A 21,863-nucleotide genomic window follows, 5' to 3' on the forward strand; every position below is an offset into this window, starting at 1 on the left:
GTACCGCGGGTATCAGAGCCATCGGTGACAGAACCGACGATACCGGCGGAGACCGGAGACCCGGCGGCCGGGCTGCCCAAGGCCCGTTGCGCCTGGTCAGGGGGGTAGGGGGCCGGATCAGGACGTGTGGACGTGCCGGGGTATCGGGGGGTTCGGGTGGCGCGGCCGGCCAGCGCCCGGCGCACAGGCTGAGCACCGGGAGCTGCGGTGAGGGGCAGGGCCCGTACCGGCCGAAGGTCCCCCGTACCGACAGAGGTGGTGGCCCCCGGGCTCCGGGGGCCACCACCTGAACGCGCGGGCCGTCAGGCCTTGCGCGCGGGCGATCAGGCCTTGCGCGCGGGCGATCAGGCCTTGCGCGTGCGGGTCGCCTTCTTCGCCGCGGGCTTCTTCGCGGCGGCCGTCCTGTCGGTCCTGGCCGTGGCCGACTTGGCGGCCTGGCCTGCGCTCGTCCTGGCCGTGGCCGTCTTCCTGGCCGGGGTCGACTTCGCGGCGACCGCCTTCTTCGCGACCACCTTCCGCGCCGGCTTGCGGGCCGCCGGCACCGCGGCTTCGCTCACCCGGTCCGGGTCGAGGATGCCCTGGAGGAACTTGCCGGTGTGGCTGGCCGGAACTCCGGCGACCTGCTCCGGGGTCCCCTCGGCAACGACGAGACCGCCGCCGTTGCCCCCTTCGGGACCCATGTCGATGACCCAGTCCGCGGTCTTGACCACGTCGAGGTTGTGCTCGATGACGATCACCGAGTTGCCCTTGTCGACCAGCCCGGAGAGCACCTTGATGAGCTTGCTGATGTCCTCGAAGTGCAGACCCGTGGTCGGCTCGTCCAGGACGTAGACCGTCCGGCCGGTGGAGCGCTTCTGGAGTTCGCTCGCGAGCTTCACACGCTGCGCCTCGCCGCCGGAGAGCGTCGGCGCGGACTGGCCGAGCCTGACGTAACCGAGGCCGACCTCGTGGAGCGTACGGAGGTGGCGGGCGATCGTCGGGACGGCCTCGAAGAACTCCAGGCCCTCCTCGATCGGCATGTCCAGCACCTCGGCGATGGACTTGCCCTTGTAGTGGACCTCCAGGGTCTCCCGGTTGTAGCGCGCTCCGTGGCAGACCTCGCACGGGACGTACACATCAGGCAGGAAGTTCATCTCGATCTTGATCGTGCCGTCGCCGGAGCAGTTCTCGCAGCGGCCGCCCTTGACGTTGAAGGAGAAGCGGCCCGGCAGATAGCCGCGCACCTTCGCCTCCATCGTCTCGGCGAACAGCTTGCGGACGTGGTCGAAGACGCCGGTGTACGTGGCCGGGTTGGACCGGGGCGTACGGCCGATGGGCGACTGGTCGACGTGCACCACCTTGTCGACCTGGTCGTCGCCGTCGACCCGGGTGTGCCGGCCGGGAACCGACTTGGCGCCGTTCAGCTCGCGTGCCAGGTGGGTGTAGAGGATGTCGTTGACCAGCGTCGACTTTCCGGAACCCGAGACGCCCGTGACGGCCGTGAGCACGCCGAGCGGGAAGGAGACGTCGATGTCCTGGAGGTTGTTCTCCCGGGCACCGTGCACCGTGAGGATGCGCGTCGGGTCGACGGGGCGCCGGATGTCGGGCATCACGATCGACTTCTGGCCGGTCAGGTACTGACCGGTGATCGACTCGTCGTTGCCCAGCAACTCCTGGAGCGATCCGGAGTGGACCACCTTGCCGCCGTGCTCACCGGCGCCGGGGCCGATGTCGACGACCCAGTCGGCGACCTTGATGGTGTCCTCGTCGTGCTCGACGACGATGAGCGTGTTGCCCATGTCACGGAGCCGGACCAGGGTCTCGATCAGCCGGTGGTTGTCCCGCTGGTGCAGGCCGATGGACGGCTCGTCCAGCACGTACAGCACGCCGACCAGGCCGGAACCGATCTGGGTGGCCAGCCGGATGCGCTGGGCCTCGCCGCCGGACAGGGTGCCCGCCGCGCGGTTGAGCGAGAGGTAGTCGAGGCCGACGTCGACCAGGAACCTCAGCCGCTCGTTGACCTCCTTCAGCACCCGTTCGGCGATCTTCTTGTCGCGCGCGTTCAGCTTCATCCGGCCGAGGAACTCGGCGCACTCGCTGATCGACATCGCGGAGACCTCGGCGATGGACTTCTCCATCACCGTGACCGCGAGGACGATCGGCTTGAGCCTGGTGCCCTCACAGGTCGGGCAGGGCACCTCGCGCATGTAGCCCTCGAAGCGCTCCCGGCTGGAGTCGCTCTCGGCCTCGGAGTGCCGCCGCTTGACAAACTGCACCGCCCCCTCGAAGGCGGGCGTGGTGTAGGCGCGCTCGCGCCCGTACCGGTTGCGGTAGCGGACCTCGGTCTGGATCTTGTGGCCGAAGAGAAGGGCCTTCTTGGCGCGCTGCGGCAGCCCGGCCCACGGGATGTCCGTACGGAACCCGAGGGCTTCGGCGAGGGCGCCGATCAGCCGGCCGAAGTACTCCTTGGTGTGGCCGTGCGACCAGGGGTGGATCGCGCCCTCGTCGAGCGACCTGTCCTCGTCGGGGACGATCAGCTCGGGGTCGACCTCCATGCGCGTACCGATGCCCGTGCAGTCGGGGCAGGCGCCGAAGGGCGAGTTGAAGGAGAAGGAGCGCGGCTCCAGCTCCTCGAAGGAGAGGTCGTCGTACGGGCAGTAGAGGTGCTCGGAGTACATCCGCTCACGCTCGGGGTCGTCCTCGGGGAGGTCGACGAAGTCGAGCACGACCATGCCGCCGGAGAGCCCGAGCGCGGTCTCGACCGAGTCGGTCAGCCGGCGCTTGGCGCTGTCCTTCACCGTGAGCCGGTCGATGACCACCTCGATGGTGTGCTTCTCCTGCTTCTTCAGCTTGGGCGGCTCGGAGAGCTGGATGGTCTCGCCGTCGACCCGGGCCCTGCTGTACCCCTTGGTCTGCAGATCGGCGAAGAGGTCGACGAACTCGCCCTTGCGCTCGCGCACCAGCGGCGAGAGCACCTGGAAACGGCTGCCCTCGGGCAGGCCGAGCACCTTGTCGACGATGGCCTGCGGCGACTGGCGCGAGATGGGCCGGCCGCACTCCGGGCAATGCGGCTTGCCGATCCGGGCGAAGAGCAGCCGGAGGTAGTCGTAGACCTCGGTGATGGTGCCGACCGTCGAGCGCGGATTGCGCGAGGTCGACTTCTGGTCGATGGAGACGGCGGGCGAGAGGCCCTCGATGAAATCGACGTCCGGCTTGTCCATCTGGCCGAGGAACTGGCGGGCGTAAGAGGAGAGGGACTCCACGTAGCGTCGCTGGCCCTCGGCGAAAATCGTGTCGAACGCGAGAGACGACTTGCCCGACCCGGAAAGCCCGGTGAAGACGATGAGGGAGTCGCGGGGGAGGTCGAGCGAGACGTTCTTGAGGTTGTGCTCGCGAGCGCCACGGACGATGAGACGGTCGGCCACGCCGGTCCGCACCTTTCTGGAGAGAAATGGGGGAACTGAGCCGCTGTCCCAGGGTACGGGGGGCGCCACAGCGATGTACGAAGCTTTCGACTCCGAGCGTATAGCACGCGCATTCGATTTACGGACGGCTGTCGACTCCTTCACCCGATTGAGTGGCGGAGCTAGGCTCGACATCATGATTGATCATGCGCACGACCTGGACGCCGTACGTGAAGCGACTGATCGACTGCTCAGCGCCACCGAGAAACTCGACGATGCCGCGCTCGCCCGGCCGTCGCGATTGCCGGGCTGGAGCCTGGGCCATGTCGTTGCGCATCTCTCTCGTAACGCCGACGCGCTCGTAAATGTTCTCCAGGGCCGCCCCATGTACGCAGACAGCGAAACCCGCGACCGCGACATCGAGCGCGACGCATCCCGGCCGAAGGCCGAGCAGCTGGCCGACCTGGCCGGGAGCGCGGCCCGCCTCATGGACGCCGCCTCGGCCCCGGCGGACTGGTCCCGCACGGTCACGCTGCGCAACGGCGTGACGGACTCGGCCTCCCGGATTCCCTTCCGCCGCCGCGTCGAGGTCGAGCTGCATCATGTCGACCTGGGCATCGGCTACGAGCTGGAGGATCTTCCCGAAGAGTTCGTCGGCCGGGAGATCGACTTCCTCACCGAGCGGTTCGACCGGCATTCGGAGGTCGTGCCCACGACGGTGGCCGCGGACGACGGCCGGTCCTGGACCACGGGCGGCGGTGCGGAGGGCGGCCCTGCCGTGGTCCGCGGCGCCGCCCCCGAGCTGCTCGGCTGGCTCTGCGGACGCCGTGACGGGTCGGCGCTGACCGTCGAAGGCGGACCCCTTCCCGCGCTGCCCCCGCTATAGGCTGAGTCGTATGACGTACAGCGGAGCGGTCAAGGTCGGCGGACGTGCGGATGTGCACGAGTTGACGGATCTGATGATCTCCAAGGTCGCCGTCGGCCCGATGAACAACAACGCCTATCTGCTGCGCTGCCGGGCCACCGGCGAGCAGCTCCTGATCGACGCGGCCAACGAGGCCGGGACCCTGCTGCGGCTGATCGGTGACGACGGCATCGCCTCCGTCGTCACCACCCATCGGCACGGCGACCACTGGCAGGCGCTCGGCGAGGTGGTGGCGGCCACCGGCGCGCGTACGTTCGCCGGGCGGTACGACGCCGAGGGCATCCCGGTCCCGACCGATGTCCTGGTCGGTGACAACGACACGATCTGGGTGGGCCGGGTCGGTCTGACCGCCCGTCATCTCGTCGGTCACACCCCGGGCTCCATCGCGCTGATCTACGACGACCCGCACGGCGCTCCGCACCTGTTCACCGGGGACTGCCTCTTCCCGGGCGGTCCTGGAAGGACAACACTTCCGAAGGACTTCGATTCGCTGATGAACGACATCGAGGCGAAGCTTTTCGACCAGTTGCCGGACGAGACGTGGGTCTACCCGGGCCACGGCCATGACACCACGCTCGGTGCGGAACGCCCGCACCTAACGGAGTGGAGAGCCCGAGGCTGGTAAACCGGAACTCGCACAAGCGGGGCCGCCCTGAAAGAGGCCGGCCCCGCTTTGGTGTTCCCGCACCGCGCACACGGCGCCATAATCCGGCCACGCCCCTGCCATTCGGTCTGAGTGATCAGCACCGGCACGGCGACGTCCGCGTCAGCTGGATCCGCACGTGGAAGTGCGGGTCCCCGAGTTTCCCCGAACTTGACACAGGTGTGGTGCAGCAGGAGGGGCCCGCACGACCTGGTGGTCGGCGGGCCCCCTCCTCTTCTGGCTAGTGCTGTGACCGGGATGGTTCACCGTGGTCGGGAGACGACTCACGGGACGAGCGCGGTCCGCGAGGCGAGTGGTATTACTGGTGCATGCAGGAAGAGACCGCGCGGTCCGCGATCGACACGTTCATCTCCGCGTTCAACGCCTCGGACGACAGCTATGTGACTGCGCTGCTCTCCCAGGCCCTAACCTCGGACGTGGTCTTCTGGGGACCGTTGGGCCGCAGTGAGGGGATCGAGGCGGTCGAGCGGTTCGTGCTGGACATCCGGCGCCACCCCGCGGGGACCGGCACGATGGTGCGCTGTTCGGCGGTGGACATGCCGGACGAGTGGGCCCGGTACCAGTGGGTCTTCACGACGCCGGATGGAGGCCCCCGCCTGGCGGGAACGGACGTCGTCCATCTGCGGCGGAGCCTCATCGACCAGGTCATCGTCTTCGCGGGGGAGATCGAGCCGTCCGCCTCCTGAGTCATTCTCCTCTGGCGCCGTCCTTCTCCTGAACCGGCCCCGTTCGGGGCTCCGGGTCTGCCCAGCCGAGATCATCTTTACAACGCTTCGGTCGTCTGCGCTTGGCCACGAGCGGACCGATGATGCGCTGTGGCTGTGTAAGTTCGCGGTTGGTCAGGCTGCGGTGTTGAGGGGGCGTCCGCCCCAACGGATGCCCTTCTCGCTTCGGATGCGGGCGCGTTCCTTGCGTTCGGCGGCCAGGACGTCGCGGTGGCGGGCGTTGGCGTTGCGCCAGCGTAGATAGGCGTGCAGGGCTCGTGTCTGCACGGTGTGGTTGGGGTGGTTGGAGTTGGCGATGGTGAACTGCCTCAGCGGTCCGAAGTGGGCCTCGATGGGGTTGGCCCAAGAGGCGTAGGTCGGGGTGAAGCACAGCTCGACCTCGTGCTTTGTAGCCCAGCGGCGGATGTCGGTGCCTTTGTGGGCGGACAGGTTGTCCAGGATCACGTAGATGGGGGCGCCGTCGGGCCGGGCGGCGCGGATCGACTTGAGCGCGGCCAGCGTGTTCGCGGTACCTTTCTTGCGGCGGTTGACGCCCCACAACATGTCGTCGCCGACCGAGTAGCAGCCGTGGAAGTACCGGACACCATGGGTGCGGTGGTAGGTGGCCGGCACCCGGTCGGAGTGTTTCCGTTCGGCCCAGCCCGAGCCTGCGGTGGGCCGGATCCCGAGTGGGCCGAACTCGTCGAACGCGAAGACCCGGTCGGGGAAACGGTCCAGGACGTGCTCGATCCGGTCCAGCTTCGCCTCGCGGTCGGGGTCGGTGGATTCCTTCCAGGTCTTGGTGCGCTGGAAGGTGACTCCACGGCGGGCGAGCAGGCCGCGTAACGCCTCGCGGCCGATACGGATCACTCGGCCGTGAACTGTGCGCAGGTAGGCGACGAGTTTGCGTAGCGACCAGCGAGTGAAAGGCTGGCCGAGCTTGGTGGGGCGGGTGGTGGCCGTCTGGACGACGAAGTCCTCGTCGTCATCGCTGAGCAGGCGGGGACGGCCTCCCGCCCACCGAGGGTCCAGGCAGGCCAGGCCGATCTCGTTGAACCGGTGGATCACATCGCGCACGGTGTCCTCGTCGGCCGCCACCAGCTGGGCGATCAGCGGCACCCGATTCCCGCCGGCCGAGGCCAGCAGCATCATCGCGCGCCGATAGCGCACCGAGTTGGTGCTGCCCCGGCGCACCCCCGGTCACTCCTCCGTGCCGGTTGATACCGACGAACGCGGGCGTGTCCGGGGCCGACCAGCGCGGGGCCGCCTCGGTGGCCAGCTGCTCGCGGTACGCGATCCAGGCCCGCGCCGGGCAGATCTCCGGGTCCTGCTGATACCGGATCTTCGCGTCCCGTACGGAGTGCTTCGTCTTCCCGGTGAGCACCGAGACGACCAGGCCGCGCGGGTGCACGGTGACGTCCCCGGCGAGGAGGCCGGCAGGATCCTGCGCACGCGAGGCGTAGTGAAAGCCCGTCAGGATCAGTGCCTTGTCCCGGGCCCCGGCGAGGCCGTCCGGGCAGGCCCGCACGATGGCGACCAGGCCATCGACGTCCCCGGCCACCGCCTTGCCCCGGCCGCGCCGCTCGCCGTCCTGCAGGAGCTTCACGGCCAGGCCCTCCAGCGACTTCCGGGCCGCCGCCTGGTCGTCGTCCCGGCTGACGGTCTGGCCGCGCTGCTGTAGACCCACGACAACGGCCGCGAGGTGCGTTCCGGCGGACGAGGGGGCGTAGCCCTTCCCGGACTGCTGGCCCTCCCGCAGCATCCACGCCGCGAACGCGAGGGCAGATCTGCCACGGGTCTGTTCGTCCAAGTTGGACGAGCAGACACCCGCCGCGGCACGTGCGACGAGGAAGGTAGCGGCGGTGGGGACGAGAACACATGCCGCAAGCCACTCACCTCGTACGAAGCAGCGCGCGCCCGGGAAGGCCCTGTTCTCCCGAAGCTACGGCGAAGTGACAAGTAGCTCTCTGTAATCAGCGTGACGCTCGGTCAGGGAGAGCGAGGCGGGGTCCCGGGACTTCGCCGGTCTGGAGGGCGGCGAAGTCGGCGTGGGCCTGCTCGACGGCTTCGGGGTACGCCTGGGTCTTGTCGTGCTCGGCGAGCGCCCGGTAGATGCTGGAGAGGCTGGGGCTCTGTCCCTTGCGGCGGCCGGTGGGGATGAGCAGGTCGGGCTGGATGTCCTCGACGGTCTCGCCGTTCGCGCGGCGGCGGAGCACGGTGTGCAGCATGTTGTCGGTGATGACCGGGGGCCGACCGCCGTGGTTGCCCTTGCGGGCCGCGCTGTCGAGTCCTTCGAGGGTGGCCTCACGGATGTTCTCGCGCTCGGTCTCGGCCATCGCGGCGAAGAACCCGAACAGCAGGCGTCCCGGACCGCTGGGGTCGTACATCCCCTGGAGGGGTCCGGCGAGCATCTCCAGGACCAGGCCGTGGGGGGTGAGGTGATCGGCCAGGGCTGTCAGCTCTGCGGCATCGCGGCCCAGGCGCTTCATCTCGTACACCGTGAAGATCACCCGGCAGTGCGGGGCGTGGGCCTTGAGGGGGCCCTGGGTGGCGCGTCAGCCCGAGGCGCCGCTGCGCCGGGCGTAGGCGCGGGCGGCGCGGACGCGGTCGCCGCAGCGGGTAGAGCACCAGTGGCGCCGGCCGTGGGTGCGCAGGAGGAACCGGTCGCAGGGGGCGGAGCCGCAGGCGGCGAGGATGCCGGCGTCGGGACTGGTGAGCAGGTCGGCGGCGTCGGCGGCGAGGGTCGCCAGTGCGTGGTTGACGGCCCGGTCGGTGGGGTGTGCCTGGATGCGGCGCAGTCCCTGGGCCCCGTCCCAGGCGAGGAGGGGTGCGGTGGGTACGGCCATGAGTGCCTCGTTCACCGCGCGCAGGGATTCCTCGGGCGGGGTGGTGCTGTCGACGCGGGCGGCGAACAGGGCGCGTACGTGGGCGCGAAGCGTGCGCATCCGCTGTGCGCACACCTCGTACAGCTGTACGTCCGGGGTGGTCAGGTCGTGGGCGGCGAGCCAGTGCATGGCGGATTCGGGGGTGGCAAGCAGGTCGTAGCTCTGGCCGGCGGGCAGGGTTGCGGCGGTGTCGGCGAAGTCCAGGGAGCGGTACCGGTCGGCACCCGGAGCTGGGGGCAGAGCGGCCTGCGCTATGTCGGTGGCCAGGGCGTCGTCCATGCCTCTCATGGTAGCGCTTGCATTTTTCCGTGATGCCTGCCTAGTTTGGCATCACGTTAAACACGGATTTTTTTCGTGAGAAATGAAGGAGATGTGATGTCCCAGCTCAACGCCGGTCAGTTCCCGGTCCGCACGTTCGGCGGCCCGACCACCCTGTTCGAGTACGGCGACCTGCGCTTCCTGACCGACCCGACCTTCGACGGCCCCGGCGACTACCCCTCGCCCGGTCCGACTCTGACCAAGACCGCCCCCTCCACTGTCACCCCCGCCGACCTCGGCCCCATCGACGTGGTCCTGCTCTCCCACGACGAGCACGCCGACAACCTCGACACCTCCGGCCGGGCCCTGCTCGCCGACGTCCCCCTCACCCTGACCACCCCCGGCGGCGGCGAGCGCCTCGGGGAGAAGGCCAAGGGCCTGGCCGACTGGGAGACGGTCGAGCTGGAGCGTCCGGGCGGCGGCACCATCACCGTCACCGGTGTACCCGCCATCCACGGCCCCGGCCCGCGCGAGGAGGTTGAACCCTTCTCCGGCCAGGTTGTCGGCTTCGTCCTGACCGGCGAGGGCCTGCCGACGGTCTACGTCAGCGGCGACAACGCCTCCCTCGACGCCGTCAAGGAGATCGCCGAGCGCTTCGCCCCGGTGGATACCGCCATCCTGTTCGCAGGCGCACCCCGGTTTCCCATGCTTTTCGATGGCAACCTGATCGTCCTGGACAGCGCGCAGGCCGCCGAGGCCGCCCGGATCCTCGACGCCCGCCGTGCCGTCCCGGCCCACCACGACAGCTGGGCCCACTTCACCGAGGGCCGCGAGGACCTGGAGGCCGCCTTCACCGCCGCCGGCCTGGCTGACCGCCTGGACCAGGGCTGGACGCAGCGCGCCTGAGTCTGAACCGCCGCCCAAAACCGAGACCTCCTGCCGGGGGTCGGGGCCCGAAACGCGCCAGGCCCCGACCCCCATGGGCAGACAGCACCCGGCAGGCCCAACGCGGGCGAGGTGAGGGCGGGCATCGGGGTTGTCCCTTCAGGGGAGTGGGGCGAGGGCGGGCATCTTCCCCGGTGGCCGGGTGCTGCCCGCCGTGGTGTCAGGCGGGCATGACGCGGGACCGGTTGAACTCGTCTTCCCGCTGCTCCAGCTCGACGGCCGCCCGGTCGAAGGCTTGGGCGGGGAGCCACCCGAACGGGACGTCGGGCGCGGGGGCCCCACCGGGGGCGTCGTGCCACGCGGTGATGCGGTGCCGGCGTGCGACGTCCTGCAGCCGCCCCTGACGGAATCCGCTCTCGGTCCAGTGGCCGCCGAGCTGGAGACGGGCGGCGACAGCCGACGCGGCGCGTACCCAGGTACTGGAGCCGCGCGGCTGGAGCGTCCAGCAGGGCGGGCACAGGTGGCCGGTCACGTGGATGTCGAACCGTAGCGGGCCCTCGGCGGTGCCGCAGAGCCGGCAGCGGACAGGGGCGACGGTGCGGCGGGCGTAGGGGACGTCCCGGTGTTCGTACTGGCGCCCGGCCCAAAACCAGCGGCGCGCCCGGGCGGCGGCGCGGTGGCCGGCATCGCCTCGGGGTGGTGCGTGCGCGACCGGTCAGGCGGTCGCGGTGGTGTCCTGCTGGGGGGTCGGGACGGTCAGCCGCCGTTCGACCTCGGAGCGGTGGATACGGACGCGGTGGCCGTTCGGTCCCAGGCGGCGGACGCGCATCTGCGGGTCGGTGCTGATCCATCGCGAGACGGTGACCACGTGGACCTGGAGGGCGGCGGCCACCTGTGCCCGGGTCAACCACTCGGGACCGTCGTCGGCGGTGTCCATGGCGATCTCCTTCGTTTGATTGTGCGCGGGTGCAACGGGCTGCAGCGGAGAGCAAGGACCCCGAGGCCTTCGCGAGCCTGCTCCGCGATGTGGAGGCCAAGCTTTTCGACCAGTTGCCCGACGAGACCTGGGTCTATCCGGGCCACGGCCACGACACCACGCTCGGCGACGAGCGTCCGCAGCTGCCGCAGTGGCGCGCCCGCGGCTGGTGACGGCGGCCGCGAAGACACTCTCCACGCGTACGGACACCGGCCGGGGCGGGCAACGGACAGTTGCGCACCCCGGCCGGTGCTGGTTCCCGTCGTGCCGGACGGCCGACGGGGAACGGTCGGTCAGGCGTCGACGCTGGAGCCCTCGTCCGCGGCCTTGTCCGCTTCCGCGACCGCCTCGGCCCGCTCCTGCTTCTTGTTGGCCACGAGGCTGGTGATCGTGGTGATCACCAGAACGCCGCAGATGACGCCGAGCGAGACCGGGATGGAAATCTCGGGGACGTGCACTCCGGACTCGTGGAGTGCGTGCAGCACCAGCTTCACGCCGATGAAACCGAGGATGGCCGAGAGGCCGTAGCCGAGGTGGACCAGCTTCTTCAGCAGGCCGCCGATCAGGAAGTACAGCTGTCGCAGCCCCATCAGGGCGAAGGCGTTGGCCGTGAAGACGATGTACGGGTCCTGGGTCAGGCCGAAGATCGCGGGGATGGAGTCCAGCGCGAACAGTACGTCGGTGGTGCCTATGGCGAGCATGACGATCATCAGCGGCGTCAGGACGCGCTTGCCGTTGTTACGGATGAAGAGCTTGGTGCCGTGGTACCGGTCGGCGACCCCGAAGCGGCGTTCGATCGTCTTGAGGAGACGGTTCTCCTCGAACTCCTCCTCTTCCTCGTCGGCCCGCGCCTCCTGGATGAGCTTCCAGGCGGTGTAGATCAGGAACGCGCCGAAGATGTAGAAGACCCACGAGAAGTTGGCGATGACGGCCGCACCGGCGGCGATGAAGATCCCTCGCAGGACCAGCGCGATCAGCACGCCCACGAGCAGTACCCGTTGCTGAAGGTGGGAGGGGACCGAGAACTTCGCCATGATCAGGACGAAGACGAAGAGGTTGTCGACACTGAGCGACTTCTCGGTGATGAAACCGGCGAAGAACTCGCCCGATGCCTGACTCTCACCGAAGACCAGCAGGCCGAGTCCGAAGAGCGCGGCCAGTGCGATCCAGATGATCGTCCAGATTCCGGCTTCCTTGGTCGTCACGTCATGGGGTTTGCGCCCGATGAAGAAGTCGACGGCAATAAGGGCTGACAGACCAAGAATGGTCAGCGCCCAGAGGGTCCATGAAACGTCCACTGCGCCTCCGGCAGTTCGCTACGGCTACTGATCAGCGTCGTCGCTGCCGGAGGTCTCTTCCACCCGGGCGCACGGGCTGCGCACCACGGGCCGGCGCCCCGGGACCGGTCACAGTCCGTACTGACGGGAACGCCGCGTATGGGAGTACTCCCCTCCGCCCAAAGAACAGTACAGGGATTACCAAGGAAAGGTAAAGGCTAGGGTAAAGATCTTTCAAAAGAGCTGGTCAGGTGGGTGAGGTTCGGTTGCCGCCGGCTTCGCCGCTCAGGCTCGCCGGGGGCGGCGGGCCGCGGCCACCCTGGCGAGCACCTGTGCGAGGACCCGGCTCCCGGGTGGCATCCTCAGTGGCTCGTACGTCCACGCGTGGCCCACCCAGGGATCGGCCAGGTGGTCGTCGGCGACCGGGGTGATCCGGAGCAGCGAGCGCCACAGCGGGTCGAGCACCGGTCCGTACGCGCTGGCGTCCTCCCGGTCCGCGACCATCAGCAGATGGACGCCGACCGAGGGTCCCTCGTCGGCGAGGTATCGGAGCTGGGTGACGGCCCGATCGTCGAAGCCGTGCGGGAAGTCGTTGACGATCAGCAGCTGCTCGCCCGTGTCCAGGTCCGGCGGAAGCGAATCCGCGGCGCCGGCCCGTATCGCCATCTGCACCAGGTCGACGCGCCGAGTGAGCCGGGCGAGGACCGAGGCCACGCCCCCGGCTCCGGCGGCGGGCGGCCCGGCGAGGGCTCCGGCTTCGGCCAGCGGCGCGAGCGCTCCGGCCGCCGAGCCCGCGGGGTCGATGACATGGACGGAGAACTCGTCGGCCGGGTACACGGCCAGCAGCCGGGCCGCGTGCGCGACGGCGTTGTCCATGGCGAGGCGGCGCAGCTGAGCCGTATCCATGAGGGCCGCGGCCTCGGACGCCCTACGGCCGCTGTCGACCCAGATGCCCCGCTCCAGCGGCAGCCGGACCAGCAACGGGATGCGCAGCTGCGGGCTCTCGGGCAGATGGAGCTCGCCGATGCGCAGCGCCATGGGGATCTCCATCGGGACGCGGTAGGCGTGCCAGACGGGGTTGTCCCACCCCGCGAACGCGGCGGGGAGCGCGGGTTCGACGACGGCGGACTCGGCGGCGAGCTGGGCGAGGTCGCGGTCGAGGGCCTCGCGGGCCCGGGCGGTCAGCTCGTCGCGCTTGGCCCGGGCCTGTTCGCGGGCCCGGTCACCGGCGCCGCCGATCCGGTTGCGCGGGTCGGACAGAGCCCGGTCGAGTTCCTGGTCCATGCGGGACTCGGCGAAGTCGACGGCGCTGCGGTACGCGGCGGTGGTGCGGGCCAGGTCCTCGAACATGCCCCAGATCTGGTTGTAGAGGCGCTCGTCCATCGACCAGCCGGTCGCGTCCCCGGCGACGGGCTGTGCGGGGCGGCCCGGCTCGGCGGGTGGCGCGGTGGGGGGCGGCGGCGGGGGCGCGGTGGCCTGGCGGCGCGGGTGCGCGTAGTTGATGGGGCGGCCTGCCGTGGCCGCCGACGGCGGGGCGGTGGGTTCGGTGAGCTGTTCGGGTGACTGGGCGGCCGTCGGTGGTGCGACGGGTGGCCGGGGGCGGTCCGGGCCCGTGCCGTGACCGACGCGGTCGGTGTCCGGGGTGCGCGGCGGGGGCGGGGCGACCGAGCGGGCCGTCGCGCGAGCGACCGCGTCCTGGATCGTGTGGGCCAGCTCGGCCGCCTGGGGCAGCCCCTGGTCGGCGAGCATGGCGGCGAGTCCGGCCGCGTAGCCCTGGCCGACGGCACGGACCTTCCAGGCGCCCTGGCGGCGGTAGAGCTCCAGGGCGGTGACCGCGGACTCGGTGTCCAGGCCGGTGAGGGTGAAGGTGGCGATCTCGGTGCCGTCGAGCCCGGTGACGGCGACGTACGGCGCGGCGACCGCGCCGAACCGGACCGGGCAGTCGGCGCCCGTGGGCAGGGCCAGCAGCACGGTGACCCGGTGCACCGGGTCGGGCAGCGCGTCGAGGTCCACGGCGAGCCGGTGGTCGGCGGCGGGCTGTCGGGACACTTCGAGCCCGGGCAGCTGGGGCGATCCCGGGTGGGCGATCCACTCGGTGCCGCGTACCGTGCCGTTCTCGTCGCCGAGCGTGGCACCGGCCACGACGGGCGTACCGGCCGATACCCGGATCTCCAGACGGGTCTGGGGCAAGGTGTGGTTCTGCCCCCGGACCAGCTCGGCCGTCATTGCCCTGTCCCCTCGGTGAGTTGCTGCTGCATCAAGCGGTGCCGCGCGATGCGGCGTCATGCGGTCCGGCGCCGTATGGACCGGTGCCATGTGGACCGGTGCCATGTGGTGCAGCTCCCGGCGGCCGATGCCGCCGGGAGCTGCGCGTGCCGATGTCGACCGGCCGGTCGGGCCGTGCCTACAGGTGCGGCAGGATCGCCGGCATCAGGTCCTGGAAGGTGCGACCGTTGGCCGGGTTGCCGAGGGCGGTCATCTGCCATCCGTTCCCCGAACGGTGCACCTTCGCCATGATCTGGGCGGTGTACTGCCCGCCGCCGTCCAGCGTGTAGCGGGCGAGCTCCTGGCCGTTGGTCTCGTCGACGATGCGGCAGAAGGCGTTCTGCACCTCCTGGAACGTCTGCCCGGTGAAGGAGTTCACCGTGAAGACGATCTGGTCGATGTGGACCGGCACCCGCTGCAGGTCGACGAGGATCGCCTCGTCGTCGCCGCCGGAACCGGCGCCGCCGACCAGGTTGTCCCCGGTGTGCTTGACCGAGCCGTCGTCACTGACGAGGTGGCGGAAGAAGACCACGTCGACCGGCTGCTTGTCGGCGAACAGCACCGCCGACGCGTCGAGGTCGATCTCCCGCGTACGCGAACCGAACAGACCACGGCGCGGCGCCGCCTGCCAGCCGAGCCCCATCCGCACCGCGGTCAGGGTCCCCCCGTCGCTCTTCTGCAGGCTGATGGCCTGACCCTTGGTCATATTGACCGTCACGCGCTGTCCCCTCTCCGCTTGCCCCGCATCCGTCCGTGCGCGGTTTTCCCAGCACCCTACGCAGTCGCGCCGGGGGCGCGGCCGCTTGGGGCGTTTTTGTGTCGGTCCTGCAACACACCCGACGCGACGGGGTCAGGCGAGACCCGCCTCCCTCATCTGGCGCAACTCCTTCTTCAACTCACCGACCTCGTCGCGCAGTCGGGCCGCCACCTCGAACTGCAGGTCCGCGGCGGCCGCCCGCATCCGGTCGGTCATCTCCTCGATGATTCCGGCGAGTTCGGCCGCGGGCCGGTCGGTGACCACCGCGCCCTTGCCTCCGGCCTTCTTGGCGCCGGCCGTCTTCGCGCCTGCCGTCTTGACGCCCAGCGTGGGAACGGGGGCCTTGGCACCCTTCGCCTGGCGGTAGCCGCTGCCGAGCAGCTGCTCGGTGTCGACCTCCTCCCGGGCGATCGTGGCGACGATGTCGTTGATCTTCTTGCGCAGCGGTTGCGGGTCGAGGCCACGCTCGGTGTTGTAGGCGATCTGCTTCTCGCGGCGGCGGTTCGTCTCGTCGATGGCCTGCGCCATCGCCGGGGTGATCTTGTCGGCGTACATGTGGACCTGTCCCGAGACGTTACGGGCGGCGCGCCCGATGGTCTGGATCAGGGACGTCCCCGAGCGGAGGAAGCCCTGCTTGTCCGCGTCGAGGATGGCGACGAGCGACACCTCGGGCAGGTCGAGGCCCTCGCGCAGGAGGTTGATGCCGACCAGTACGTCGTACTCGCCGGAGCGCAGCTCGCGCAGCAGCTCGATGCGGCGCAGGGTGTCGACGTCGCTGTGCAGATAGCGGACCTGGATGCCGAGCTCCAGGAAGTAGTCGGTGAGGTCCTCGGCCATCTTCTTGGTGAGGGTGGTGACGAGAACCCGCTCGTCCTTCTCGGCGCGCGTGCGGATCTCGTGCACCAGGTCGTCGATCTGGCCCTCGGTGGGCTTGACGACGACTTCCGGGTCGACGAGGCCGGTGGGGCGGATGATCTGCTCCACGAAGCCGTCCCCCCTGGACAGCTCGTACTTTCCGGGCGTGGCGGAAAGATAGACGGTCTGGTTGATCCGGCCCAGGAACTCCTCCCACTTCAGCGGGCGGTTGTCGAGCGCGGAGGGGAGCCGGAAGCCGTGGTCGACGAGGGTCCGCTTACGGGAGGCGTCGCCCTCGTACATGGCGCCGATCTGCGGGACGGTGACATGCGACTCGTCGAGGACGAGGAGGAAGTCCTCGGGGAAGTAGTCGAGGAGGGTGTTGGGGGCGGTGCCGGGTGAGCGGCCGTCGAAGTGCATCGAGTAGTTCTCCACGCCGGAGCAGGTGCCGATCTGCCGGAGCATCTCGATGTCGTACGTGGTGCGCATCCGCAGCCGCTGGGCCTCCAGCATCTTGCCCTGCTTCTCCAGCTCGGCGAGGCGCTGCTCCAGCTCCTGCTCGATGCCGTTGACCGCCTTCTCCATGCGCTCGGGGCCGGCGACGTAGTGGCTGGCGGGGAAGACGTGGAGGGACTGGTCCTCGCTGATGACCTCGCCGGTGAGCGGGTGGAGGGTGGAGAGCGCCTCGATCTCGTCACCGAACATCTCGATGCGGACGGCGAGCTCCTCGTAGACCGGGAAGATCTCGATGGTGTCGCCGCGGACCCGGAACGTGCCGCGGGTGAACGCGAGGTCGTTGCGGCTGTACTGGATCTCGACGAAGCGGCGCAGCAGCTGGTCGCGGTCGATCTCGTCACCGACCTTGAGCTGGACCATCCGGTCCACGTACTCCTGGGGCGTACCGAGGCCGTAGATGCAGGAGACGGAGGCGACCACGATGACGTCGCGCCGGGTGAGCAGCGAATTCGTCGCGGAGTGGCGCAGCCGTTCGACCTCCTCGTTGATCGAGGAGTCCTTCTCGATGTAGGTGTCCGACTGCGGGACGTACGCCTCGGGCTGGTAGTAGTCGTAGTACGAGACGAAGTACTCGACGGCGTTGTTGGGCAGCAGCTCGCGGAACTCGTTCGCCAGCTGGGCCGCGAGCGTTTTGTTCGGCGCCATGACGAGGGTGGGGCGCTGCAGCTTCTCGATCATCCAGGCGGTGGTCGCCGACTTGCCGGTGCCGGTCGCACCGAGCAGGACGACGTCCTTCTCATCCGCACGGATGCGACGCTCCAGCTCGGCGATGGCCGCGGGCTGGTCGCCGCTGGGCTGGTAGGGACTGACGACCTCGAAAGGCGCCACCGAACGTTCGATCTTCGAAACGGGCCGCATGCAACCACCGTACGACCCACCACTGACAACCGGGCCCGGCCGGCCGTGGTGCCGGTCCGGGGGTCACCATTCCCCTGGCGGCGCGGGGTCGCGGGGCCTGGAGTGGAACGACGCCGGATCGGCATGTGTTCCGAACCTGGGGACCTGCCGCGGGACCGGCCGGGGGGCCGGGATTCCGGGGCGGCGTCCGGCCCCGTTCAGGGCCTTGGGGTCGTCCCAGTCCGGGGTGCCCATCACCATCAGGGGGTCGAACATCACGACCACCGCGGCCAGCAGCAGGAAGCAGCCGGGGCCGATCATCAGCGGTACGAGGGGGGCGGTCGGCCCGTCGTCCGAACCGGCGCCGACGAGGGCACCGGGATGCAGGTGGACGCTGAGCGCGGCCATTCCGGTGTAGTGCATGCCGCTCACCGCGACGCCCATCACGGCACTCGCGCCGAGGCTGGGCAGGAAGCCGTGGATGGAGACGGCCGCCCAGAGCGCGGTCGTGGCGGCCACCACGGCGATGACCACGGAGAGGGTCACGGTGACCGTGTCGTACTCGAACTGCCCCGGAAGACGCATTCCGGCCATACCCAGATAGTGCATGGTGGCCACGCCGAGCCCGGTGATCGTGCCGCCCGTCACCAGTGCCATGCGGGTGGCGCCCCGGTACCCGACGATGAAGATGCCGATGGCGACCATGCCGATCGCGACCGCGAGACTGGCGAAGGTGATCGGCTTGTCGTAGTCGATGACCACCCCTTCGACGGAGAACCCCATCATCGCGACGAAGTGCATCGTCCAGATTCCGGAGCCGATGGAGGTCGCGCCGAGGGCCAGCCAGCCGGCCTTGAAGGAACGCTCGGTGCGCAGCGAACGAGTCGTGCAGCGCAGCCCGAGGGCTGCGCCGAGGCAGGCCATGAGGAAGGCCGCGACGGGCGTCACCATTCCGTAGCTGAAACCGTCGATCGTGCCCTGCATGCTCGTACGCCCTTCGCGGAAGCCCGGGTTCGAGGTGACCCTAAGGCGCGAGGCCCGGCAGACAAACAGAAGAGCTGCATTTTATCGACACGGAAATCGGTCCGTGACCCGGTCTCAGGAGCGGCGTTCGCGTTGTGGCCATCATTCGCCTGTCCCCCGTTGGGGGACGACTGCCACTCTCGGCCCGTCCGTAACTCTGACGCGAGGAGTACACGTGTACGCACGTACCGCCACCGCCACCGCCGCCGTCGCTGCCACCGCCCTCATGGGCGTCGGCGCCCTCCTGATGTCGAGCACTGATACGCGGACCACGAGCACGGTCACGGCCGGGCACACCGGCACGACAAGCATCCGGACCGTGAGTGCCCGGACCGAGGACACGAAGCCGGACGCTCCGGTCGTCTTCGCCCACCGGGGCGCTTCGGCCTATGCGCCGGAGAACACCCTGGCGGCCGTCGACAAGGCCGACGCCCTCGGCTTCGACTGGGTGGAGAACGATGTCCAGTTCACCAAGGACGGTGTGCTGGTGGTCGTGCACGACACCGATCTGAAGCGGACCACCGACGTCGAGGAGGTCTTCCCGGACCGCGCGCCGTGGGCGGTCAAGGACTTCACGGCCGCCGAGATCGCCCGGCTGGACGCGGGCAGCTGGTTCGGTCCGCAGTTCGCCGGTACCCGGGTGCCCACCCTCAATCAGTACCTGGACCGGATCGAGCGCAACGACCAGAATCTGCTGCTGGAGATCAAGAGCCCGGAGATCTATCCGGGCATCGAGAAGGAGACCCTGCGGGTGCTGAGCCGGAAGGGGTGGCTCGACCGCAATCACGTCAAGCACCGGCTCGTCATCCAGAGCTTCGGCGCGGACAGCGTGAAGAAGGTGTACGAGCAGTGTCCGGACGTCACGACCGGCTTCCTCGGTACCCCGGCGGTGGTCGATCTGCCCTCGTACGCGGCGTTCACCGACCACATCAATCCCTCATACACGTCGATCTCCGCCGACTACGTGAAGGCGGTACATGCGCTGAAGGGCGCACACGGCAAGAAGCTCCGGGTCAGCACCTGGACGGTCAACGACGCGGTGACCGCCGCGAAGGTGGCGGGCTTCGGGGTCGACGGGATCATCACCAACACCCCTGATGTGGTGCGCGAGGCCATGGGCTGACAGCTCGGCCACCCCGGCTCCGCAGCCCGTTTCCCCCGGCTCCGCAGCCCGTTGCCCCGGCTCCGTGGCCCGTTGTCAGTGGTCGGCCGTACGGTGGTTTCCATGAACAGCAACGGGGTTGTCGAGTGGGCCGTCGTCGAGAGCGGCATCGGCCCGCTGCTGCTGGCCGCGACCGATGCGGGGCTGGTGAGCGTGGTCTTCCATGCCCGTCCCGAGGTCAGGGAGAAGGCGGTCGGGCAGTTGCGGACGCGACTGGGTGCGGAGCCGGTGGAGAATCCCGGCTCCGCACGGCTCGCCGAGCCGATACGCCAGCTCGCGGAGTATTTCGCGGGCTCGTTGCGGGAGTTCACGCTGGACCTGGACTGGTCGCTGGCATCCGGTTTCAACCGCCAGGTGCTCCGCGAGCTGGCCACGGGGGTGCCCTACGGGGCGGTCGCCGGATACGGGGACCTGGCCGAGCGCGTGGGGCAGCCGGGGGCCGCGCAGGCGGTCGGGGCGGCCATGGGCTCCAATCCGCTGCCGGTAGTGGTGCCGTGCCACCGGGTGGTGGAGAGCGACGGCGGACTCGGCGGGTTCGGCGGGGGCCTCGAAACCAAGCGGAAGCTGCTGGCTCTGGAGGGTGTGCTGCCACAGCCGCTGTTCTGATTCGGGTTGCGGGGAGGGCTGATCCTTCCCGATCCGAAGCCCTGCCGTGGCCCTTCCGTGGCCCCGCCCGGACCGAACCCGGATTCGTACCCGTGTACGGGCTGGCACACTGCGTCAGTGACCAACACCTTCGACTCACCTGACACCCCCACCGGGTCCGGCCTTCCCGGCGCCGGCCCGGTCACGGCGGACGAACTGCCCGGACTGCGGCGCAGAACGTCCGCGGTGCTCGTGGCCAGCCAGATACTCGGCGGCCTCGGCGTGCCCATCGGTATCGCCCTGGCCCCGGTCCTGGCCACGGAGGTGAGCGGTTCCGAGGCGCTGTCCGGTCTGGCCCCGACCGCGTCGGTGACCGGTACGGCGCTGTTCTCACTGCCGCTGGCCGCGTTGATGATCTCACGGGGACGGCGCCCCGGTCTCGTACTGGCGTATCTGATCGGTGCGCTCGGCGCGGGGCTCGTGGTCCTGGCCACCGTCGTGGAGAGTTTCCCGCTGCTGCTGCTCGGCATGGCCGGGTTCGGTGCCGGCTCCTCGGCCAATCTGCAGGCCCGGTTCGCCGCCGCGGATCTGGTCGAGCCCGACCGGCGCGGCCGGGCGATCTCCACCGTCATCTGGGCCACGACGATCGGTTCGGTTCTGGGGCCGAACATCGCGGCCCCGGTGGGACATGTCTTCCGCGGCACCGCGATATCCGAACAGGCGGGTCCGTTCTTCTTCGCGGCCGGGATCTTTCTGCTGGCCGCCCTGGTGGTCTGGGCGCTGCTGCGGCCGGATCCGCTGCTCACCGCGCGGGCGCTGGCGCCGCAGGAAAGCGAGTCCCCCGCAGGCCGTTCGCTGCGTGCCGGTATCGCGGCGGTCCGGGCGTCCCCGATGGCGCGGCTGGCGCTGGTGACGGTGGCCGTCTCGCACACCGCGATGGTCTCGATCATGGTGATGACCCCCGTCGATATGGGCCATCACGGCGCCGGGCTCCAGCTGATCGGCCTGGTCATCAGCGGCCACATCGCGGGTATGTACGCGTTCTCCCCGGTAATGGGCCGGCTGTCCGACCGGTTCGGCCCGCTCACCGTGATCGGCCTGGCGGTCGGGTTGCTCTCCTGCGCCGCACTTCTGGCCGGCACGGCGGGCGCCAGTCACGGGCAGACGGCGGCCGGTCTCTTCGTGCTCGGACTGGGCTGGTCGGCCGGGCTGGTAGCGGGTTCGGCGCTGCTCACCGACTCCGTGCCGCAGCCCGCCCGCGCCGCCGTGCAGGGTCTGTCGGATCTGACCATGAACACGGCAGCGGGCATCGGCGGCGTGATCGCCGGAGTGATCGTCGCCCGGGCGAGCTACGGCTGGCTGAACGTGGTCGGCGCATGTCTGCTGCTGCCCATGGCGGCGCTCGCCCTGCGCCGGGCACTCACCCGGCCCGCGGCACACGCCGAGACAGCAGCCCCGGATACGGCGCCGGCAGCGGCTGCACCCGGGGCACCTGCTGCCCCCTCCTCCGACGACGTCTGAGGCTGCCGAGGCTTCACAGGCTGATGTGGTACGCCTTGCGCAGCGTCTCATGCACGGTCCACGTCGTACGGTCGCCCTCGCGCAGTACGCAGGCGTCCCCCGGCCCGATCTCCAGCGTCGCCCCGCCCTCGACGGCCACGGTCGCGCGCCCGCTGACGACGACGAACAGCTCATTGGCCTCGGTGTCGGTGACCACTCCGGGAGTGATCTGCCAGATCCCGCGCACCTGCTTGCCGTCGGGCGACTCCCAGAGCACCTTGCCGGTCACCACGGGGTCGCCCGAGACGATCTGTGCCGGGTCGAGCGGTTCCGGTTCGAGTTCGGCGGCCGGAATGTGCACGGTGAACGAGGCGGGAGCTTGATCGAATGTGGTCATGGCTGGTCA

18 protein-coding genes and 2 pseudogenes are annotated in these 21,863 nt (G+C 69.8%); 8 read left to right on the forward strand and 12 right to left on the reverse strand.

Annotation, left to right across the window (positions count from 1 at the left end; translation table 11 throughout):
* Window positions 1-344: 344 nt before the first annotated feature.
* Entirely contained in the window at window positions 345-3,404 is a 3,060-nt protein-coding gene (gene uvrA, locus OG306_RS08775) for an excinuclease ABC subunit UvrA (RefSeq protein ID WP_266745536.1), read from the reverse strand.
* A 175-nt stretch (window positions 3,405-3,579) separates the two neighbouring features.
* Between uvrA and OG306_RS08780 the strand changes: the two genes are divergently transcribed.
* The 3 genes from OG306_RS08780 (at window position 3,580) to OG306_RS08790 (ending at window position 5,658) form a co-directional block, all read left to right on the forward strand.
* Window positions 3,580-4,269: a maleylpyruvate isomerase family mycothiol-dependent enzyme gene (locus tag OG306_RS08780; protein WP_266745537.1), complete on the forward strand. Its 690-nt coding sequence runs from the start codon at window positions 3,580-3,582 to the stop codon at window positions 4,267-4,269.
* A gap of 10 nt (window positions 4,270-4,279) precedes the next feature.
* Window positions 4,280-4,933: an MBL fold metallo-hydrolase gene (locus OG306_RS08785; protein WP_266745538.1), complete on the forward strand. Its 654-nt coding sequence runs from the start codon at window positions 4,280-4,282 to the stop codon at window positions 4,931-4,933.
* Between the two features lie 347 nt (window positions 4,934-5,280).
* Entirely contained in the window at window positions 5,281-5,658 is a 378-nt protein-coding gene (locus tag OG306_RS08790; protein ID WP_024757633.1) for a nuclear transport factor 2 family protein, read from the forward strand.
* 153 nt (window positions 5,659-5,811) lie between these two features.
* On the opposite strand, the pseudogene OG306_RS08795 reads toward OG306_RS08790, so the two are convergent.
* From OG306_RS08795 to OG306_RS08805, 3 genes and pseudogenes are all read right to left on the reverse strand, one after another.
* Window positions 5,812-6,870, reverse strand: a pseudogene (locus OG306_RS08795) (IS630 family transposase); the annotation flags it as partial.
* Window positions 6,871-7,649: 779 nt separating this feature from the next.
* Window positions 7,650-8,186 (reverse strand): recombinase family protein, encoded by a 537-nt coding sequence (locus OG306_RS08800; RefSeq protein ID WP_323183828.1) that lies wholly within the window; start codon window positions 8,184-8,186, stop codon window positions 7,650-7,652.
* A gap of 45 nt (window positions 8,187-8,231) precedes the next feature.
* On the reverse strand, window positions 8,232-8,849 hold the full coding sequence (locus OG306_RS08805; RefSeq protein ID WP_371665222.1) for an ABATE domain-containing protein: 618 nt from the start codon (window positions 8,847-8,849) through the stop codon (window positions 8,232-8,234).
* An 87-nt stretch (window positions 8,850-8,936) separates the two neighbouring features.
* Between OG306_RS08805 and OG306_RS08810 the strand changes: the two genes are divergently transcribed.
* Window positions 8,937-9,725 (forward strand): MBL fold metallo-hydrolase, encoded by a 789-nt coding sequence (locus OG306_RS08810; protein WP_266745541.1) that lies wholly within the window; start codon window positions 8,937-8,939, stop codon window positions 9,723-9,725.
* Between the two features lie 199 nt (window positions 9,726-9,924).
* Here OG306_RS08810 and OG306_RS08815 read toward each other — a convergent pair whose 3' ends face one another.
* Window positions 9,925-10,236: a hypothetical protein gene (locus OG306_RS08815; protein WP_266745542.1), complete on the reverse strand. Its 312-nt coding sequence runs from the start codon at window positions 10,234-10,236 to the stop codon at window positions 9,925-9,927.
* Window positions 10,237-10,419: 183 nt separating this feature from the next.
* Entirely contained in the window at window positions 10,420-10,641 is a 222-nt protein-coding gene (locus tag OG306_RS08820) for a helix-turn-helix domain-containing protein (RefSeq protein WP_266745543.1), read from the reverse strand.
* Between the two features lie 53 nt (window positions 10,642-10,694).
* Between OG306_RS08820 and OG306_RS08825 the strand changes: the two are divergent.
* Window positions 10,695-10,853, forward strand: a pseudogene (locus OG306_RS08825) (MBL fold metallo-hydrolase); the annotation flags it as partial.
* Window positions 10,854-10,973: 120 nt separating this feature from the next.
* On the opposite strand, the gene OG306_RS08830 reads toward OG306_RS08825, so the two are convergent.
* The 5 genes from OG306_RS08830 to OG306_RS08850 form a co-directional block, all read right to left on the reverse strand.
* Entirely contained in the window at window positions 10,974-11,978 is a 1,005-nt protein-coding gene (locus tag OG306_RS08830) for a TerC family protein (RefSeq protein ID WP_266745544.1), read from the reverse strand.
* Window positions 11,979-12,242: 264 nt separating this feature from the next.
* A complete protein-coding gene (locus OG306_RS08835) occupies window positions 12,243-14,183 on the reverse strand; it encodes a TerD family protein (RefSeq protein ID WP_266745545.1) in 1,941 nt (646 codons plus the stop codon).
* A 178-nt stretch (window positions 14,184-14,361) separates the two neighbouring features.
* Entirely contained in the window at window positions 14,362-14,940 is a 579-nt protein-coding gene (locus tag OG306_RS08840; protein ID WP_073747806.1) for a TerD family protein, read from the reverse strand.
* A gap of 132 nt (window positions 14,941-15,072) precedes the next feature.
* Complete coding sequence (gene uvrB / locus OG306_RS08845; protein WP_266745546.1) at window positions 15,073-17,208, reverse strand: excinuclease ABC subunit UvrB; 2,136 nt, start codon at window positions 17,206-17,208, stop codon at window positions 15,073-15,075.
* 63 nt (window positions 17,209-17,271) lie between these two features.
* Window positions 17,272-18,171, reverse strand: coding sequence for an MHYT domain-containing protein (locus tag OG306_RS08850; protein WP_266745547.1), 900 nt, complete (start codon window positions 18,169-18,171; stop codon window positions 17,272-17,274).
* A gap of 214 nt (window positions 18,172-18,385) precedes the next feature.
* Between OG306_RS08850 and OG306_RS08855 the strand changes: the two genes are divergently transcribed.
* The 3 genes from OG306_RS08855 (at window position 18,386) to OG306_RS08865 (ending at window position 21,478) form a co-directional block, all read left to right on the forward strand.
* Window positions 18,386-19,333 carry a glycerophosphodiester phosphodiesterase gene (locus tag OG306_RS08855; protein WP_371665223.1) on the forward strand — a complete coding sequence of 316 codons (948 nt, stop codon included), beginning with the start codon at window positions 18,386-18,388 and terminating at the stop codon, window positions 19,331-19,333.
* Between the two features lie 102 nt (window positions 19,334-19,435).
* A complete protein-coding gene (locus tag OG306_RS08860; protein ID WP_266745549.1) occupies window positions 19,436-19,978 on the forward strand; it encodes a methylated-DNA--[protein]-cysteine S-methyltransferase in 543 nt (180 codons plus the stop codon).
* Between the two features lie 117 nt (window positions 19,979-20,095).
* Window positions 20,096-21,478 (forward strand): MFS transporter, encoded by a 1,383-nt coding sequence (locus OG306_RS08865; protein ID WP_266745550.1) that lies wholly within the window; start codon window positions 20,096-20,098, stop codon window positions 21,476-21,478.
* 13 nt (window positions 21,479-21,491) lie between these two features.
* On the opposite strand, the gene OG306_RS08870 is transcribed toward OG306_RS08865, so the two are convergent.
* The gene (locus OG306_RS08870; protein ID WP_266745551.1) at window positions 21,492-21,854 is read right to left on the reverse strand and encodes a cupin domain-containing protein; all 363 of its coding nucleotides are present in this window, start codon (window positions 21,852-21,854) and stop codon (window positions 21,492-21,494) included.
* Window positions 21,855-21,863: the final 9 nt, after the last annotated feature.

Origin of the sequence: Streptomyces sp. NBC_01241 (genome assembly GCF_041435435.1) — a bacterium.
Lineage (GTDB): Bacteria > Actinomycetota > Actinomycetes > Streptomycetales > Streptomycetaceae > Streptomyces.

Excerpts from the sequence above, each read along its gene's own strand:
- OG306_RS08780 (WP_266745537.1), top strand. The coding sequence starts at position 3,580 with ATGATTGATCATGCGCACGACCTGGACGCCGTACGTGAAGCGACTGAT.
- OG306_RS08785 (WP_266745538.1), top strand. The coding sequence starts at position 4,280 with ATGACGTACAGCGGAGCGGTCAAGGTCGGCGGACGTGCGGATGTGCAC.
- OG306_RS08790 (WP_024757633.1), top strand. The coding sequence starts at position 5,281 with ATGCAGGAAGAGACCGCGCGGTCCGCGATCGACACGTTCATCTCCGCG.
- OG306_RS08805 (WP_371665222.1), bottom strand. The coding sequence starts at position 8,849 with ATGAGAGGCATGGACGACGCCCTGGCCACCGACATAGCGCAGGCCGCT.
- OG306_RS08810 (WP_266745541.1), top strand. The coding sequence starts at position 8,937 with ATGTCCCAGCTCAACGCCGGTCAGTTCCCGGTCCGCACGTTCGGCGGC.
- OG306_RS08820 (WP_266745543.1), bottom strand. The coding sequence starts at position 10,641 with ATGGACACCGCCGACGACGGTCCCGAGTGGTTGACCCGGGCACAGGTG.
- OG306_RS08835 (WP_266745545.1), bottom strand. The coding sequence starts at position 14,183 with ATGACGGCCGAGCTGGTCCGGGGGCAGAACCACACCTTGCCCCAGACC.
- uvrB (WP_266745546.1), bottom strand. The coding sequence starts at position 17,208 with ATGCGGCCCGTTTCGAAGATCGAACGTTCGGTGGCGCCTTTCGAGGTC.
- OG306_RS08850 (WP_266745547.1), bottom strand. The coding sequence starts at position 18,171 with ATGCAGGGCACGATCGACGGTTTCAGCTACGGAATGGTGACGCCCGTC.
- OG306_RS08860 (WP_266745549.1), top strand. The coding sequence starts at position 19,436 with ATGAACAGCAACGGGGTTGTCGAGTGGGCCGTCGTCGAGAGCGGCATC.
- OG306_RS08870 (WP_266745551.1), bottom strand. The coding sequence starts at position 21,854 with ATGACCACATTCGATCAAGCTCCCGCCTCGTTCACCGTGCACATTCCG.